Origin of the sequence: Micromonospora sp. CA-246542, from assembly GCF_050942905.1 — a bacterium.
In the GTDB taxonomy this organism is placed as follows: Bacteria; Actinomycetota; Actinomycetes; order Mycobacteriales; family Micromonosporaceae; genus Micromonospora.
Window position 1 is genome coordinate 5279360 of the sequence record NZ_CP192040.1, and the last position, 15496, is coordinate 5294855.

At 71.4% G+C, this 15496-nt stretch carries 16 protein-coding genes; 8 read left to right on the forward strand and 8 right to left on the reverse strand.

Annotation, left to right across the window (positions count from 1 at the left end):
• Window positions 1–84: 84 nt before the first annotated feature.
• The gene (locus ACQP0N_RS24320) at window positions 85–354 is read right to left on the reverse strand and encodes a hypothetical protein (protein WP_433114361.1); all 270 of its coding nucleotides are present in this window, start codon (window positions 352–354) and stop codon (window positions 85–87) included.
• A 358-nt stretch (window positions 355–712) separates the two neighbouring features.
• On the opposite strand from ACQP0N_RS24320, the gene ACQP0N_RS24325 reads away from it, so the two are divergent.
• Both ACQP0N_RS24325 and ACQP0N_RS24330 read left to right on the forward strand, forming a co-directional pair.
• Window positions 713–1105 (forward strand): hypothetical protein, encoded by a 393-nt coding sequence (locus ACQP0N_RS24325; protein ID WP_357126753.1) that lies wholly within the window; start codon window positions 713–715, stop codon window positions 1103–1105.
• Window positions 1106–1128: 23 nt separating this feature from the next.
• Window positions 1129–1461, forward strand: a complete 333-nt coding sequence (locus tag ACQP0N_RS24330) for a hypothetical protein (protein ID WP_357395421.1) — start codon at window positions 1129–1131, stop codon at window positions 1459–1461.
• A gap of 49 nt (window positions 1462–1510) precedes the next feature.
• Here ACQP0N_RS24330 and ACQP0N_RS24335 read toward each other — a convergent pair whose 3' ends face one another.
• Together ACQP0N_RS24335 and ACQP0N_RS24340 are read right to left on the reverse strand one after the other, a co-directional pair.
• Window positions 1511–1924, reverse strand: coding sequence for a hypothetical protein (locus ACQP0N_RS24335; RefSeq protein WP_433114363.1), 414 nt, complete (start codon window positions 1922–1924; stop codon window positions 1511–1513).
• Between the two features lie 183 nt (window positions 1925–2107).
• Window positions 2108–3538, reverse strand: coding sequence for an NYN domain-containing protein (locus ACQP0N_RS24340; protein WP_433114365.1), 1431 nt, complete (start codon window positions 3536–3538; stop codon window positions 2108–2110).
• Window positions 3539–3665: 127 nt separating this feature from the next.
• Here ACQP0N_RS24340 and ACQP0N_RS24345 point away from each other — a divergent pair, with 127 nt between their 5' ends.
• The 5 genes from ACQP0N_RS24345 to ACQP0N_RS24365 all read left to right on the forward strand — a co-directional run bounded on the left by ACQP0N_RS24345 (window position 3666) and on the right by ACQP0N_RS24365 (window position 9112).
• Window positions 3666–5420 carry a DEDD exonuclease domain-containing protein gene (locus ACQP0N_RS24345; RefSeq protein ID WP_433114367.1) on the forward strand — a complete coding sequence of 585 codons (1755 nt, stop codon included), beginning with the start codon at window positions 3666–3668 and terminating at the stop codon, window positions 5418–5420.
• Between the two features lie 127 nt (window positions 5421–5547).
• Window positions 5548–7341 (forward strand): RelA/SpoT family protein, encoded by a 1794-nt coding sequence (locus ACQP0N_RS24350; RefSeq protein ID WP_396799361.1) that lies wholly within the window; start codon window positions 5548–5550, stop codon window positions 7339–7341.
• A 53-nt stretch (window positions 7342–7394) separates the two neighbouring features.
• Window positions 7395–7937, forward strand: coding sequence for an NUDIX hydrolase (locus ACQP0N_RS24355; RefSeq protein WP_355049389.1), 543 nt, complete (start codon window positions 7395–7397; stop codon window positions 7935–7937).
• A complete protein-coding gene (locus tag ACQP0N_RS24360; protein WP_433114369.1) occupies window positions 7934–8788 on the forward strand; it encodes a nucleotidyltransferase family protein in 855 nt (284 codons plus the stop codon). Before ACQP0N_RS24355 ends, ACQP0N_RS24360 begins: the two co-directional genes overlap by 4 nt.
• A gap of 36 nt (window positions 8789–8824) precedes the next feature.
• A complete protein-coding gene (locus tag ACQP0N_RS24365; RefSeq protein WP_355049387.1) occupies window positions 8825–9112 on the forward strand; it encodes an Lrp/AsnC family transcriptional regulator in 288 nt (95 codons plus the stop codon).
• Between the two features lie 70 nt (window positions 9113–9182).
• On the opposite strand, the gene ACQP0N_RS24370 is transcribed toward ACQP0N_RS24365, so the two are convergent.
• From ACQP0N_RS24370 to ctaE, 5 genes are all read right to left on the reverse strand, one after another.
• Window positions 9183–9863, reverse strand: a complete 681-nt coding sequence (locus ACQP0N_RS24370; protein ID WP_355049386.1) for a DUF4142 domain-containing protein — start codon at window positions 9861–9863, stop codon at window positions 9183–9185.
• A 194-nt stretch (window positions 9864–10057) separates the two neighbouring features.
• Window positions 10058–11689, reverse strand: a complete 1632-nt coding sequence (gene qcrB / locus ACQP0N_RS24375; protein ID WP_433114372.1) for a cytochrome bc1 complex cytochrome b subunit — start codon at window positions 11687–11689, stop codon at window positions 10058–10060.
• Window positions 11686–12789, reverse strand: a complete 1104-nt coding sequence (gene qcrA, locus ACQP0N_RS24380) for a cytochrome bc1 complex Rieske iron-sulfur subunit (RefSeq protein ID WP_433114374.1) — start codon at window positions 12787–12789, stop codon at window positions 11686–11688. The genes qcrB and qcrA overlap by 4 nt, the downstream gene beginning before the upstream one ends.
• A 64-nt stretch (window positions 12790–12853) precedes the next feature.
• A complete protein-coding gene (gene qcrC / locus ACQP0N_RS24385; RefSeq protein ID WP_357126730.1) occupies window positions 12854–13693 on the reverse strand; it encodes a cytochrome bc1 complex diheme cytochrome c subunit in 840 nt (279 codons plus the stop codon).
• A gap of 72 nt (window positions 13694–13765) precedes the next feature.
• Window positions 13766–14365: an aa3-type cytochrome oxidase subunit III gene (gene ctaE, locus ACQP0N_RS24390; protein ID WP_357126727.1), complete on the reverse strand. Its 600-nt coding sequence runs from the start codon at window positions 14363–14365 to the stop codon at window positions 13766–13768.
• A gap of 108 nt (window positions 14366–14473) precedes the next feature.
• Between ctaE and ACQP0N_RS24395 the strand changes: the two genes are divergently transcribed.
• Window positions 14474–15463 carry a cytochrome c oxidase assembly protein gene (locus ACQP0N_RS24395; protein ID WP_433114377.1) on the forward strand — a complete coding sequence of 330 codons (990 nt, stop codon included), beginning with the start codon at window positions 14474–14476 and terminating at the stop codon, window positions 15461–15463.
• Window positions 15464–15496: the final 33 nt, after the last annotated feature.

Here is a 15496-nt window from a genome sequence, read left to right on the forward strand (position 1 = left end):
CATCCTATGGCCCGCGAAAAGCCCGCTTCGGGTGCGGTGACGCACGTGGCCGGCCCGGCCCCCGGATGGTCCCGGGGCGAGGGCTCAGGCCACCCGGCGGACGCGGCGCGTGCCGGCGCCGGGCCGGGCGGGCGCACCGGGCCGAACGGGAGCGCCGGGCTGGGCGGCAGTGTCGGGCCGGGCCGGAGCGGCCAGCACCTCGACGTCGAAGCCGGCCCGGGCGAACACCTCGATCGCCTCGACCTCGGCGGCGACCAGCCCGGCCGCCGGGGACGTGTCGTCGAACAGGGCGGTCAGCGGGCAGCCGGAGCAGCCGTCGGCCCGCTTCGCGCACCCGTCGCAGTCGATGAGCATCACGCCTCCTGATCGCTCGCGATGCGCGGCCGACACCCTGTCGTCGCCACCCGAGCACCGTCGGTCACATCGACGTTATCCACCGGGTACGACAGAACCGCCCGTTGAGGGCGAGATCGACTCCAGATCAGCGAAATCGGGGTATCCCGAACGGTCGGACACCCCCACGTCGCCGACCTCGCGCGGGCGCACCACGCGAATCGCCGGTCAACTGCCGGTCAAGCGCCTGTTTCGTCGATCCCGGTCACTGCGATCGTGGTGCTACGTCCGGGCCACGCCGGGCGAGGCCCCAGCCCTGGCCGTCGGTCCGGGCCGAACGGAACGGGTCGCACCACCCTGACTCAACGGAGGCTTCGACATGCGCGGACCATCTTCGACCACACGCTCCCGGCTCACCGCCGTCGCGCTCCTCGCGGGCGTCACGACGGCCGCGGGCGGACTCGTCGCCACACCGGCGCAGGCCACCTCGGCACTCGGCTGCAACTACCCCCGCGTCTGCTTCTGGGTGAGCGGCAACCCGTACGACGGCGCGCCGCCGACCGCGTCGTTCCAGGACACCTACTACCAGACCCTCGGGTCCCGCAGTAAGGGCGCGGACTGGGTCTACAACAGCCGCAACGACGACGGCGCGAAGATCTTCTACTCCAACAACGACTGGGTCTGCGTCTCCCCGGGCGAGCTGGCCTACCTCGAGCCGTACGGCTACGCGGTCGCGATCGACATCATGGACTCCCCGTACTGCTCCTACTGACCCGCTCACCGGAGGTTGACGACATGAATCCACGACGTCTCCTGGCCGCCTGCGCGGTCGCGGTGACCGCATCGGTCGGCCTGGTCGCCACCCCGGCGTTCGCCGGTGGTTACTTCACGACGAAGACGGACCTGAACCTGCGCTACTGCCAGTGGCTGAACAATTCGCAGTGCTCGGTCATCCTGACGATCCCGAAGGGCCAGTCGGTCTACCTGAACTGCTGGGCGACCGGATCGTCGGTCAACGGCGACACCGTCTGGTACAACGCCTTCTACGGCAACGCGAGCGGCATGCTCGCCGGTGACTACATGTACACCGGCCACGACCCGAACCCCGCCGTCTCCCGCTGCGTCTGACCCGCGATCCGGCCGCTGGCGCTGACGCGCCAGCGGCCGGATCCGTTCGTCACGGGTAGTACACCCGAGGGCTGGTGTAGGTGCCGTGAAACGCTCCGCTGCACGTGTAGACCTCGACCACCGCCACGGCGGAGCCCTTGAAGTTGTTCATGACGTTGACGTTGCGGCTGATCGGCCCGAACCGGCCGGTCCGGTTGAGGTCGTAGTAGATCCAGGAGGTGTTGCCGTTGTTCGTGGTCCGCAACTGGAGGTACGCCGTGCACCGGGACCCGTCCGGTGTGGCGTTCATGTAGAAGTCACCCACCACGGTCTGGTTGGAGCCCTGGTACGAGATGCACGAGCTGATCGGGTAGGCCCCGGTGCAGCCGCCCCCCGAGGCCGCCTGGGCCGCCGCCGGGGCGACCAGGAGCGCCGCCAGTGTGACGACCGTGCCGAGGATGGCGCCCAGCAGTCTCTTTCCCATGTCGTTCGCCTGCCTTTGTCCGGTGCCCGGCGGTGCCGGGCGGATGCGAACACCGTCGCCGACCGGACCTGCCAGAACCTCGCCAAATTCTTGCCCGCCCCGGCAGCCTGCCCCGACAGCTCGCCCCGACCGCCCGCCCCGGCAGCCTGCCCCGACGGCTCGGCCCGACAGCCGGACGTGCGGTCAGGAGCGGGCGAGGCGGCGCAGCAGCGAGTCGGCCCCCAGCGGGTACGCGCCGTGCCGGCGTACCCCGTCGGCGACCTCGCGGTCGGACGAGACCACGACCACCGGGCGGCCCGCCGGCTCGGCGCGGACCAGGCGTCGGATCAGCTCGTCGGCGGTCTCGCCCTTGCGGGAGAAGAGCACCCGTACGCCGCGCGGGGCGGGCGGCAGCCCGTGCATCCGCTCGGCGCCGTCGAACACGACGGTCACCTCGTCGCCGGTCTGCGCGGCGATACCGCCCAGTCCGCTGATGAGGCGCTTGCGCTGCTGCTCCAGCGACATCTCGCCGAAGCCGCGCTTGGTGACGTTGTAGCCGTCCACCACGAGGTGCGCCCGGGGCAGGGCGAGCAGCTGGTCGAGCCGGGCCGGGTCGTCGGTGTCGCGGGCGCGCGCGGCCGGGCCCGCCGGGGCGGTACCGGGCTGCTCGGCGAACGCGTCGGCGACGAAGTCGGCGGGGAGCTTGTCGACCGGGTCGAGCGCCAGCTCCCGGCGCAGCCCGACGGCGGCCTGACCGATGGTCTCCAGCAGCAGCCAGAGGCGGGCGTCGTCGACCGAGCGGGCCTCCTTGGCGCTGGCCCGGGCCACGCCGGCGGCGGCCTCCGCCTCGGCGAGCCGGGCGCGGGCGCGGCGTAGCTCGGCGTCGACGTCCGCGCTGGCGCGCGCGGCCCGGCCGCGTTCGGTGGCCAGAAGTTCGCTGGCCTTGCGCTCGCGGGCCTGCGTCTCGCGAAGGGTGCGGGCCAGCTGACGGGACTCCTCCCGGAGCTGGCCCAGCTCCTCGCGGACCCGGGCCAGCTCGTCGCGGAGCTTGTCGGCCTCGACCCGGGCCACTGCCCGGTCGTGTTCGGCACGGGTGGCCCGCTGCTCGGCCTCGCGGACCAGCTCGGCGACGACGGCGCTGTCCGCCTCGGCGCGGACCGCGGCGCCGCTGGCGTCGATCAGCTCCCGCCAGCCGCGCGGCCGGACCAGGTACGCCAGTGCGGCCACCTCGACCGGGTCGGCGGCGGCCGGCGCGGTGCCCTCGACCACGGCCGCCCCGAGGTCACCGGCGTCGGCCAGCACCCGGGCGGTGACCCGCTGCCGGAACAGCGGGTCGGCGGTGAGCTGGGCGGCGATGGCCGGAGCGCCGAGACGGGCGCGCCGGTTGGGGGCGAACTTGGCCACCCGCCGCAGCGGCACCGGCACCTCGTCGGAGGGGAGGCTGGGCAGCACGGCGGCGGTCAGCGCCACGATCCGTTGCCGGACCGGCTCGGGCAGCGTCGGCTCCGGCTCGATCGTCGGATCACCGCCCGGATCGGCGGGATTGTCACCGGCGTCCGGATCGCTCACCGCGCCGTCGCGGGCGACCGGATCCTCCTGCGGGAGGTGGTCGTCGTGCGGCTCGGCGAGGGGCATGTGGCAAGTCTCCCACCGCTGGCGGGCCCACCGCCTGGTGAGTGAGCCGATCTCTCATCCTAGCCCCATGGTGACTGCTGGGACCTCTGCGACGGGAGTGTCGGACCGGGGCGCTAGCGTGCCGCCGATGGCACAGGCGGAGTACGTCCAGGAGTCACTGGCCGGTCTCGACCCGGCGGTGGGCGGGGTGGACCCGGCCCTGCCGCTGTACGCGACCACCTTCGTGGTGGTCGACCTGGAGACCACCGGCGGCGCGCCGGACGGCGGCGGGATCACCGAGATCGGCGCGGTCAAGGTGCGCGGCGGCGAGGAGCTGGGGGTGCTGGCCACCCTGGTCAACCCGGGGCAGCCGATCCCGCCGTTCATCACCGTGCTGACCGGGATCACCCAGGCCATGCTGCTGCCGGCCCCGCCGATCGAGGAGGTGCTGCCCAGCTTCCTGGAGTTCATCGCCGACGCCGTGCTGGTGGCCCACAACGCTCCGTACGACGTGGGTTTCCTCAAGGCCGCCTGCGTCCGGCACGGCTACCGCTGGCCCAACCCCCGCGTGCTGGACACGGCGGCGCTGGCCCGGCGGGTGCTGACCCGCGACGAGGTGCCCAACCGCAAGCTCGGCACCCTGGCGGCGTACTTCCGCACCGCCACCCAGCCCACCCACCGGGCGTTGGACGACGCCAAGGCCACCGTCGACGTGCTGCACGGTCTGATCGGTCGCCTCGGCGGGCACCGCGTCGACACCGTCGGCGACGCCATCGAGTTCGCCCGGGCGGTCACGCCGACGCAGCGCCGCAAGCGGCACCTGGCCGAGGGGCTGCCCCGGGTCCCGGGGGTCTACATCTTCCGGGCCGCCGACGACCGGCCGCTCTACGTCGGCACGTCCGGCGACATCGCCACTCGGGTGCGCAGCTACTTCACCGCCGGCGAGAAGCGCGCCCGGATCTCCGAGATGCTGGCCGCGGCCGAGCGGGTCGAGGCCGTGGAGTGCGCGCACTCGTTGGAGGCGGAGGTTCGCGAGCTGCGGCTGATCGCCGCGCACGCCCCTCCGTACAACAGGCGGTCGAAGTACCCGGAGCGGATGGTCTGGCTCAAGCTGACCGACGGGCCGTACCCCCGGCTGTCGATCGTGCGCGACATCTCCCCCACCGACACCGCCTACCTCGGACCGTTCACCTCCCGGCGGGCCGCGGAGTTGGCCGCCGCCGCCTTCCACGACGCGGTCCCGCTGCGCCAGTGCACGCACCGGCTCTCGCTGCGCACCGTCACGCCGGCCTGCGCGCTGGCCGAGCTGGGTCGCTGCCCGGCGCCCTGCGAGCACCGGATCACCCCCGAGGAGTACGACGACAGAGCCGTCGAGCCGTTCCGGACGGCCACCACGAGCGACCCTCGGCCGGTGGTGGACGCGCTGCTGGCCCGGATCGACGTGCTCGCGGCCGACCAGCGCTACGAGGAGGCCGCCGTGGTGCGGTACCGGCTGGCCGCGGTGCTGCGCGCCACGGTGCGGATGCAGCGGTTGGCGGCGCTGACCGGGATCGCCGAGCTGGCGGCCGCCCGACCGGCCGCCCAGGGCGGCTGGGAGCTGGCCCTGGTACGCCACGGTCGGCTGGCCGGCGCCGGGGTGTCCCCGCCGGGCGTCCACCCGAGACCCACGCTGAACGCCATCCGGGCCACGGCCGAGACGGTCTCGGGTGGGCACGGGCCGGTGCCGTCGGCCACCGCCGAGGAGTCCGAGCGCATCCTGTCCTGGTTGGAGCGGCCGGAGACCCGGTTGGTCGAGATGTCGTCCGGTTGGTCCTCCCCGGCGGGCGGCGCGGGGCGCTTCCGTGACCTGCTGGCGAAGGCCGAGAGCGGGGCGTCGCACCAACTCTCGACCGAACGCTCATGACCAACTGACCGATCGGACTACGTCGACTCGCTTAGGCTGTTAAGGAAGTGCAGTCCTGCCCGTTTCGTGGGCCTGCTCCGTTCACCGGGTCCGGTGACCGCGGAGCCGGGGTGAGGAGGTGTCCCTCGTGGACGTCGACGCCGGACACGGCGCCGCCCTGGGGGGCGCCCTGCCAACCCAGTCGGGCGAGCTGCCCCTGACCCGCCGACTGCGGTCGTTGCTCAGCTGGCCGACCACCGACTCCGACCCGGTCACCCACCTGGTCCGCACCCATCGGGGCATCCACGCCGGCACCGATCCGGCGGTGCTGCGCCGGGCGTACACGATCGCGGAGAACATGCACCGCGGGCAGTTCCGCAAGAGCGGCGAGCCGTACATCACCCATCCCCTCGCGGTGGCGCAGATCTGCGCCGAGCTGGGCATGGACACCACCACCCTGGTCGCGGCACTGCTGCACGACACGGTCGAGGACACCCGCTACACGCTCCAGGCGCTGTCGGAGGACTTCGGCCACGAGGTGGCCCACCTGGTCGACGGGGTGACCAAGTTCGACAAGGCGTTCTACGGCAAGGCCGCCGAGGCGGAGACGGTCCGCAAGATGATCGTCGCGGCGGCCAAGGACGTCCGGGTGCTGATCATCAAGCTGGCCGACCGGCTGCACAACATGCGGACGCTCGGGGTGCGCTCGGCGGCGTCCCGGGAGCGGATCGCCCGCAAGACGCAGGAGGTCCTGGTCCCGCTCTGCGACCGGTTGGGCATCCAGACCCTCAAGCGCGAGCTGGACGACGTGGTGCTGCTGCACCTGGAGCCCGACGAGCACGCCCGACTGGCCCGGCACGTGCACGACCGGCCCGGCTGGGAGGCCTACCTCGACGCGGTGGTCAACCGCGCCCGGGCCGCGCTCAAGCGCAGCCGGGTCGACGCCGAGGTGAGCCCCCGTCCCCGGCATCTCTACTCGATCTGGAAGGACACCGTCGCGGGCGGCCACACCGCGCCGTACGACCTGCCCCGCATCTCGGTGGTGGTCGACGGCCCGGCCACCGACTGTTACGCGGCGCTGGGCGCGATCCACGGCACGTGGCGGCCGGTACCGGGCCGCTTCAAGGACTTCATCGCCTCGCCGAAGAACAACCTCTACCGCTCGCTGCACACCAGCGTCTGCGGCCCGCAGGACCGTACGGTGGAGGTGCTGATCCGCACCCAGGAGATGCACCGCGCGGCCGAGTACGGCATCGCCGCCGACTTCCGCTTCCCGCGCTCGGGCAGCGGCAGCGCGGCGGCCCGGGCCGAGCAGCTGGACTGGCTGCGCCGCGTGCTCGACTGGGAGCCGGAGGCCGCCGACCCGGCGCAGTTCTACGAGTCGCTGCGCTGCGACCTCGCCGAGGGCCAGATCCAGGTCTTCGCCGACGGTCGTCAGGTGGTGCTGCCGGCTGGCGCCACACCCGTCGACCTGGCGTACGAGCTGGGCAATCATCGCGGCGACCATTGCCTCGCGGCCCGCATCAACGGCCGGCTCGCACCGCTGAGCTCGGAACTGGACGAGGGCGACGTGGTGGAGATCTTCACCGAGAACGACGCCGACAACGGCTTCGAGGCCGCCGCCGCCCCGCGCGGACCGCGCAAGGAGTGGCTGGACTTCGTCAAGTCGCCGCACGCGCAGATGCAGATCAACAGGTGGTTCGCCGAGCACACCGAGCCGGGCATCACGATCAGCGACAAGGTACGCCTCGGTCGGGCCACCATCGGTCTCGCCCTACGCCAGCACAACCGGGGCCTCGCCAGCGACCTGCCGCTGCTGCGGCTCTCCGAGGAGTTGGGCTACCCCGACCTGGAGACCCTGCTGGTCGCGGTCTTCGACCGGGTGATCGAACCGGACGCCGTGGTACGCCAGCTCATCGAACTGGTCGACCATCGACAGTGACTCCGGGTGCCCCAGCGCGTCCGAGGGACATTCGTGACCACTAGCCTCAAGGCATGATCCCCCGTTCCCGTGCCACCGGTCGGGCCGTCTTCTACCAGGCCTTCTACCGGCTGCCGCTGCCGGTGCGCCGGCGTCTGGTCCGGCTCGCCGTACCGAAGTACATCGTCGGCGCGGTCACGTTGGTCCGCGACACCGAGGCGACGGGCGCGGGTCGGTTGCTGATGCTGCGCCAGCCGCCCGGCAAGGGCTGGTCGCTCCCCGCCGGCCTGCTGAACCGGGGTGAGCCGCCGGTCGTGGGCGCGGCCCGCGAACTGTTCGAGGAGTCCGGCGTCCGGCTGCCGCCGTCCCGGCTGCGCCCCGCCGTGCCGAACGCGATCGTGCACGCCAAGGGCTGGGTGGACATGGTCTTCGAGGCGGAGGTGCCGGCGTCCAGCACCGAACTGGTGGTGGACGGCGGGGAGGTCTTCGAGGCCGCCTGGCATCGGTTGGACGACCTGCCCAAGCTCACCTGGCCGACCGCGCGGCTGCTCGCCTACTACGACATCGGGCCGCTGGCCGGGCAGTTCCCGCCGCCGGTGCCCGACGACGCGCCATGACCAGGGCGAGCTGGCCGGGGGACGTCTGCGCGGTCGTGCTCGCCGCGGGCGAGGGCACCCGACTGCGCCCGCTCACCGAACGGGTGCCCAAGGCGCTCTGCCCGGTCGGTAACGTGCCGCTCCTGGACCGGGCCCTGGATCGGTTGGCCGGTCTGGGCCTGAGGAGTCCCGCACGGGTCGCGGTGAACGCCTGCTACCTCGCCGACCAGGTGGTCGCGCACGTCGGCGACCGCGCCCACCTGTCGGTGGAGCCCGGCGACCCGCTCGGCACGGCGGGCGGGGTGGCGAATCTGCGGGACTGGATCGACGGCCGAGGAGTCCTGGTCGGCAACGCCGACGCGTACCTGGCCGATCCGGCCACCGCGCCGGGCCCCGACGTGGCCGCGTTGCTCGACGGTTGGGACCGGGACTCCGTACGCCTGCTCGGGCAGCCCGCCGCCGACCCGCACGCGCCGGGTACCTTCGCCGGGCACTGCTTCACCGGCTTCTCGCTGCTGCCGTGGCGACTGGTCCGCGACCTGCCGGTGGTCGTGTCCGACCTGGTGCGCGCGGTGTGGCGGCCGGCGGAGGCCGCCGGGGCGCTCGACGTGGTGCCGTACGCGGGCACCTTCTACGACACCGGGACGCCGGCCGACTACCTGGCGGCCAACCTGCACGCGGCGGCCGGCGGCGTGCTCGTCGACGGGTCCGCCACGGTGACCGGAAGCTGTGTCGAGTCGGTCGTCGGCGCCGACGCCAGGGTGGGCGGCGACGTGCGACGCAGCGTGATCTGGCCGGGCGCGACGGTACGGGACGGCGAGCGGCTACGGGACGCGATCCGCTTCGGCGACGACGGGACGGTGCAGGTCTAGCATGGGCGACGACGCCGACGAACGGAGAAATGCCCCGTGATCACCGCGATCGTGCTGATCGACTGCGCCACCGACGCGATCCCCGAGGTGGCCGATGCCCTGGCCAACGTCCCCGGCGTCAGCGAGGTCTACTCGGTGGCGGGGCACGTCGACCTCATCGCCATCGTCCGGGTCCGCGAGTTCGACCAGATCGCGCAGGTCATCGCGGGCAGCATCTCCAAGGTGCCGGGTGTGCTGAACACGGAGTCGCACATCGCGTTCCGGGCGTACTCGAAGCTCGACCTTGAGGAGACGTTCGCGATCGGCCTCGCGGACGCCGACTGACCCGCGGCCCGCATGCGCCGCGGCCGGTCCACCCCGCGTGGGGTGGACCGGCCGTCGCGCTACCGCGAGATCAGCTCTCGCTGGGAGCGGGCCGCTCGGTGGTGCCGAGGCCCGGTTCCGGCGACTCGGTGATCCCACCACTCGGAGCCGGCGACTCGGTGACGCCACCCGGAGCCGGCGACGAGGTGCCCGGGCTGGGCGTGCCGCTGGCGCTGGTCTGCGGGACCGGGATGCCCAACTGGTTGGCCAGTTGGACCAGCTCGTCGTAGTGCGCCTGCAGCGTCGGCAGGGCGGTCTGGGCCAACTGGACCACCGACTGCTCGGAGCCCTGCGAGATCTCCGTCTGGGTGGCCTGGATGGCCTGGACGTGACCGGCCAGCTCACTGGTCACCCAGAGCCGGTCGAACTCCGCGCCACTGACGTTGTTCAGCTTGTCGATGACCGCCTGCTGATCGGTCGTGGGCTCGTTCGGCAGCTGGACGTTGAGCTGCGACGCGGTCTGCTGCACCGTCTGGTCCAGCTGGGTGTGGTCGGTCTTGAACATCGCGCCCAGGTCCTTGACCCCCTGGTTCTGGCCCTTCTGCTGAGCCAGATCACCGGCGGTGATCTCGAAAAGGTTCACCTGGTGCACCGCCTGCAGGTACTGGGTGTCCTGCGTCGACGGCTGTGCCGCCGCCTGGGCGGCTGCTGCCGGCGCGACACCCACCAGCACCAGCGCGGCCAACAGGCCGAGGCGTTTGAGACCCAACATGCTTCCCCCCCTAGAGACGTTGGATCGCACGGATACCCGGCTCACGGGGGTTATTCCTGCGATCGCCCGGCGCGCGGGGTCGACCGGTCCCGCCGTGCCCGTCCGACTCCTGCTCGGTTGGGCGACCGGACACCGGAAAAGGCGTGACGCCCGCCGGAAGTCCGGCGGGCGTCACGTGAGGGTGCTGTCGGAGGTCAGCGGCGGCTCTCGCCGCTGCCGATCTCCGCACGATCTCCCCGGGGCTCGACCGGCGGGTGACCCGGCGAGACCGGCGCCTCGACCGGCTTCTCGATCGGGTAGAAGAAGCCCCGGACCGCCGGGCCGAGGGCCCCGAGCCGGTTCATCTTCTTCGGTACCACCCAGCCGACGTACTCCAGCTCACCGTGGCCGTCCGCGTGCCCGTTCGACGCGCTGAGCGGCTGGTGGACCTCGATGAACCGACCGTCCGGCAGACGCCGGATGATGCCGGTCTCGACGCCGTGCGCGAGCACCTCCCGGTCGTGCTGCTGCAGACCCAGGCAGAGCCGGTAGGTGACGTAGTACGCCAGCGGCGGAACCACGAGCAGACCGACCCGGCCCGCCCAGGTCATCGCGTTCAGGCTGATCTGGAACTTGTCGGCGATCACATCGTTGGCGCCCGAGAGCGTCAGCACGATGTAGAAGGCGACGGCCATGGCGCCCACGGCCGTACGGGCCGGAACGTCGCGGGGCCGCTGGAGCAGGTTGTGGCTCTTGCGGTCCTTGAGGTGCCGGGCCTCCAGGAACGGGTACATCGTCGACAGGCCGACCAGGATCCCGGGCAGCACGACAGTGGGCCAGAACAGCGGCGGGATGACGTACCCGTCGCCGATCGGGATCGGAATCTCCCACGCCGGCATGAGCCGCGTCGAGCCGTCGAGGAACATGACGTACCAGTCGGGCTGGCTGGCGGCCGAGACCACCCACGCCTCGTACGGCCCGAACAGCCAGATCGGGTTGATCTGGAACAGACCGCCCAGCAGCGCGATGACGCCGAAGACGACCATGAAGAAGCCGCCCTGCTTCAGCGCGTAGCGGGGGAACATCCGCTCGCCGACCACGTTGTTGTTGGTCCGGCCGGGGCCGGGCCACTGGGTGTGCTTCTGCTTGAAGACCAGACCCAGGTGGGCGCTGATCAGCGCGAGCAGCAGGCCCGGGATCAACAGGACGTGGGCGATGAAGAACCGACTGATGATGATCGTGCCGGGGAACTCGCCACCGAAGACCGACGACGTCACCCACGAGCCCACCACCGGGATGGACAGCATGATCGCGGAGGCGATCCGCAGACCGGTGCCGGACAGGCCGTCGTCCGGCAGCGAGTAGCCGGTGAAGCCGGCCAGGAAGCCGACCCAGAACAGCAGCGAGCCGATGATCCAGTTGGTCTCGCGCGGCTTGCGGAAGGCGCCGGTGAAGAACACCCGCAGCATGTGCACGACGATCGCGGCCATGAACAGCAGCGCCGCCCAGTGGTGCATCTGCCGCATCACCAGACCGCCCCGGACGTCGAACGACAGGTCCAGGCTGGAGGCGTACGCGGCGGACATCGGGGTGCCCTGCAACGGCGCGTAGCTGCCGTCGTAGACCACCTCGGTCATCGCCGGCTCGTAGAAGAAGGTCAGGAACACACCGGTCAGCAGCAGCACGATGAACGAGAACAGCGCGATCTCGCCCAGCAGGAACGACCAGTGGTCCGGGAAGACCTTGTTCAGCAGCTTGCGCAGCGGCGTGGCCACCGCGAAGCGGTCGTCCACCCCCGCCGCGGCCTTGCCCGGCGTGGCCGCCAGGTCGAACTTTCGACGCTTCATGGCCGCTCCCAGAAGTCAGGCCCGACGGTCTCGGTGTAGTCGGACTTCGCCACGAAGAAACCCTCGGAGTCCAACTCGATCGGCAGCTGCGGCAGCGACCGGTTGGCCGGGCCGAAGACGGGCTTGGCGTTGTCGGTGATCAGGAACTGGGACTGGTGGCACGGGCAGAGCAGCCGGTTGGTCTGCTGCTCGTACAGGCTGGCGGGGCAGCCGGCGTGCGTGCAGATCTTGGAGAACGCCGCGTAGTTGCCCCACATGTAGTCCTTGTGGTGCTTCTGCGTCTCGCCGGGGCGCGCGTTGGCCTCGCGGGACTTCTGGGCGTCCGCGTCGCGCAGGTGGATCAGCAACGTCGGCGAGTCGGCGTGCCGGTTGCTCACGCCGTGCTCGATGCCCGGGAAGACGGTCAGCTGACCACCGGCGCTGATGTCCGCCGGGCGCACCGGGCGGCCATCCTCACGGACCAGACGGATCTTCTGCCCGTTCTCCGTCGGGGCGAACCCGGTGGTGAACATCTGGTTGTTCTTGTGCGGCTGGGAGATCAGGCCACCGACCAGCGGTGCCGCCGCGACCGCGGCGACCGGCGCGAGACCGGCCAGCAGCGAGATGCCGAGCAGCGGACGACGCTTGATGCCCATCTCGTCGGCCAGGTAGAGCATGGTCTGGCCGGTGATGGTGCGACCCTCGGAGTCGACCTGGCCCTCGTGCCGGTCCTGGATCGAGACCTCCTTGGGCAGCAACTTCTTGCCCCAGGTCAGGATGCCGAAACCGACGGCGAGCAGGGCCACGCCGAGGGTGGCGCCCAGCAGCGGCGTGTAGAACTTGTCGCCACCGCGACCCGGCTCGTACTGCCACGGCCACCAGATGTAGATGGCCAGGAAGGCGGTCGCCGCCAGACCGGTGATCAGGAAGAACCCGGCCACCACGCGGGTGAGCCGACGCTCCGCCTTGGTGCCCGGCAGCACCTGCGGCTCGTAGTGGACGATCTCGATGTCGTCCCGGCGCGCGCCCTCGCGGACGATGTCGAACCGGCTCAGCCTGGGGTCGTTCACGTCGAGCGGCTCCGGGCCCTGCGAGGCCTGGTGCTCGGTGTGCGTGCTCATGCCGTCACCTCGCTACGGGTGGCGCCGAGCGGCACCACGGCGGTGGAACTGAAGATCCGCTCGGTCACGACTTACCCGCAATCCACAGGCTAGCGAACACGAGCGCCACGATGCCAACCAGGAAGATCGCCAGGCCCTCGGTGGACGGCCCGTACCGACCGAGGTTGAACCCGCCCGGGTCCTGGTCGGTCTTCAGCGTCTCCTGGATGTAGGCGATGATGTCGGCCTTCTGCTCCGGAGTGATCTGGTTGTCGCCGAACACCGGCATGTTCTGCGGGCCGCTCAGCATCGCCGCGTAGATCTGCCGGTCCGTCGCGGGGTGCAGGCTCGGGGCGAACTTGCCCGAGGAGAGCGCACCGCCGCCACCGCCGAAGGCGTGGCACTGCGAGCAGTTGATCCGGAACAGCTCGCCGCCGGCCGCGACGTTGCCGCTCTTGTGCAGGTCCTCTTCGGTGCCCGGGACGACCGGACCGCCGCCGAGTTCCTGGATGTACTGGGCGAGCTGCCGGGTCTGCTCGTCGGTGAAGACCGGGGGCTTGCGGTGCGCCTGGGCCTCCTGGCGGGCCAGCGGCATCCGACCCGAGCTGACCTGGAACTCGACCGAGGCCGCGCCGACGCCGATCAGGCTCGGCCCGCGGCCCTCGACGCCCTGGGCGTTGCGTCCGTGGCAGGTCACACAGCTCACGTCGAACAGCGCCTTGCCCTCGGCTGCGGCGCCGGTGAGCGGCGGATTGTCCTGCGCCTGCGCACCGGGCGCGAAGACGGTGTAGGCGCCGCCGGCGAGCATCAGCGCCGCGATCAGCCGGACCGCGGCGCCCAGCCGGCGGCGGCCCCTGCTGCGCGCGGCGGGCCGCCCGCGCAACCGCGCGAGCAGGCCGCGTCGGCGGTCGTTATCAGAAGTCATGAGCTGTGTCCTTAACCGGTTGGACCTTGTCTCAGGGGACGGAGCAGCGGCGCGGTTCGTGACGCGCCAAGATCACTGAAGCCAGTAGATCATGGCGTACAGGCCGATCCACACGACGTCGACGAAGTGCCAGTAGTACGACACGACGATCGCCGAGGTCGCCTGCGCCGGGGTGAACCGGCCCATGGTCGTGCGGACCATGAAGATGATGAAGGCGATGAGACCGCCGGTCACGTGCAGGCCGTGGAAACCGGTCGTCAGGTAGAACATCGAGCCGTAGCCGTCGGCGTTGATCCGGACGCCGTCCTCCACCAGGTGGCGGTACTCGTTCACCTGGCCGAGCACGAAGATCAGGCCCATCACGAAGGTGACGGTGAACCAGCGGCGCAGCGCGTGCACGTCACCCTTCTCCGCCGCGAAGACGCCGAGCTGGCAGGTCACCGAGGACAGCACCAGGATCACCGTGAAGGTGGTCGCGTACGGGATGTTCAGCGACTCGGTGTGCTTCTCCCACTGCTCCGGCGCAGCCGCGCGGATCGAGAAGTACATCGCGAAGAGCGCCGCGAAGAACATGAGTTCGCTGGAGAGCCACACGATCGTCCCCACGCTGACCATGTTGGGTCGCGTCAGAGAGTGGATCCGGCTCTTGTCAATGGCTGGGGCCGCAGTCACGCCGTCATTATTGCCCCTGACCGGGGCCGGCGATCAGCGGGGTGGCAAACCTGCGCCTTCCGTGGCCCGGCCGTCAGGGTCCGGTTCGCCTGGCCTAGCCTGAAAAGCGTGCTGCACGTCGATCCCATCCTCGCCGCCACCTCGGCCGTCCCGGCCGATGTGCTCGCGGCCACCTCGGCGGGCCCGTCGACGCTGGCCGCCGGGGCCGAGGCGACCCCGCCACCGTTCACCATCGGCGCGGTGCTGACCGAGACCCGGTTGGACAGCTGGCTGGCCCTCGGCCTGGTGCTCGCCGCCGGCCTCTACCTGTACGGGGTGCACCGGCTGCGCATCCGGGGCGACCGCTGGCCGGTCGCCCGTACCGTCTTCTTCCTCGGCCCCGGCCTCGGCGGCATCGCGCTCGTGACGGTCAGTGGGCTGCACGCCTACGACACCGCGCTGCTGTCGGTGCACATGGTCCAGCACATGGTGCTCTCCATGGTGTCGCCGATCTTCCTGGCGCTGGGCGCGCCGATGACGCTGGCCCTGCGGACCCTGCCGGTCGGGCCGCGCAAACGCCTCCTGGCGATCGTGCACAGCCGGATCGCCCGCGTCTACACCTTCCCGCTGGTGGCGTTCGCCATCTTCGTGGTCAACCCGTTCGCCCTCTACTTCAGCGACCTGTACCGCTTCACGCTGGAGCACGCCTGGGCGCACGAGCTGGTGCACGCGCACTTCATCCTGACCGGCTGCGTGTTCTTCTGGCCACTGCTCGGCCTCGACCCGCTGCCCGGCCGCTGGCCGTATCCGGCGCGGGCGCTGCTGATGCTGCTCTCCGTGCCGTTCCACACCGTGCTCGGGCTCACCATCATGCAGAGCACCACGCTCTTCGGCGGCGACTGGTACCCCTCGCTCAACCTGAGCTGGTCCGACCCGAAGGCCGACCAGGTGGTCGCCGGCGGCATCCTCTGGGCCGGCGGCGAGTTCGTCAGCGTCACCATGCTCGCGGTGCTGGTGGTGCAGTGGGTCAAGCAGTCCGAGCGGGAGGCCCGCCGTGTCGACCGCGAGCTGGACCGCCAGGAGGCGCGCGAGCGCGCGGCCGAAGCCACGACGGCCTGAGCTGCGCAGACGGCGCGCCCGACGCGCGGAAGC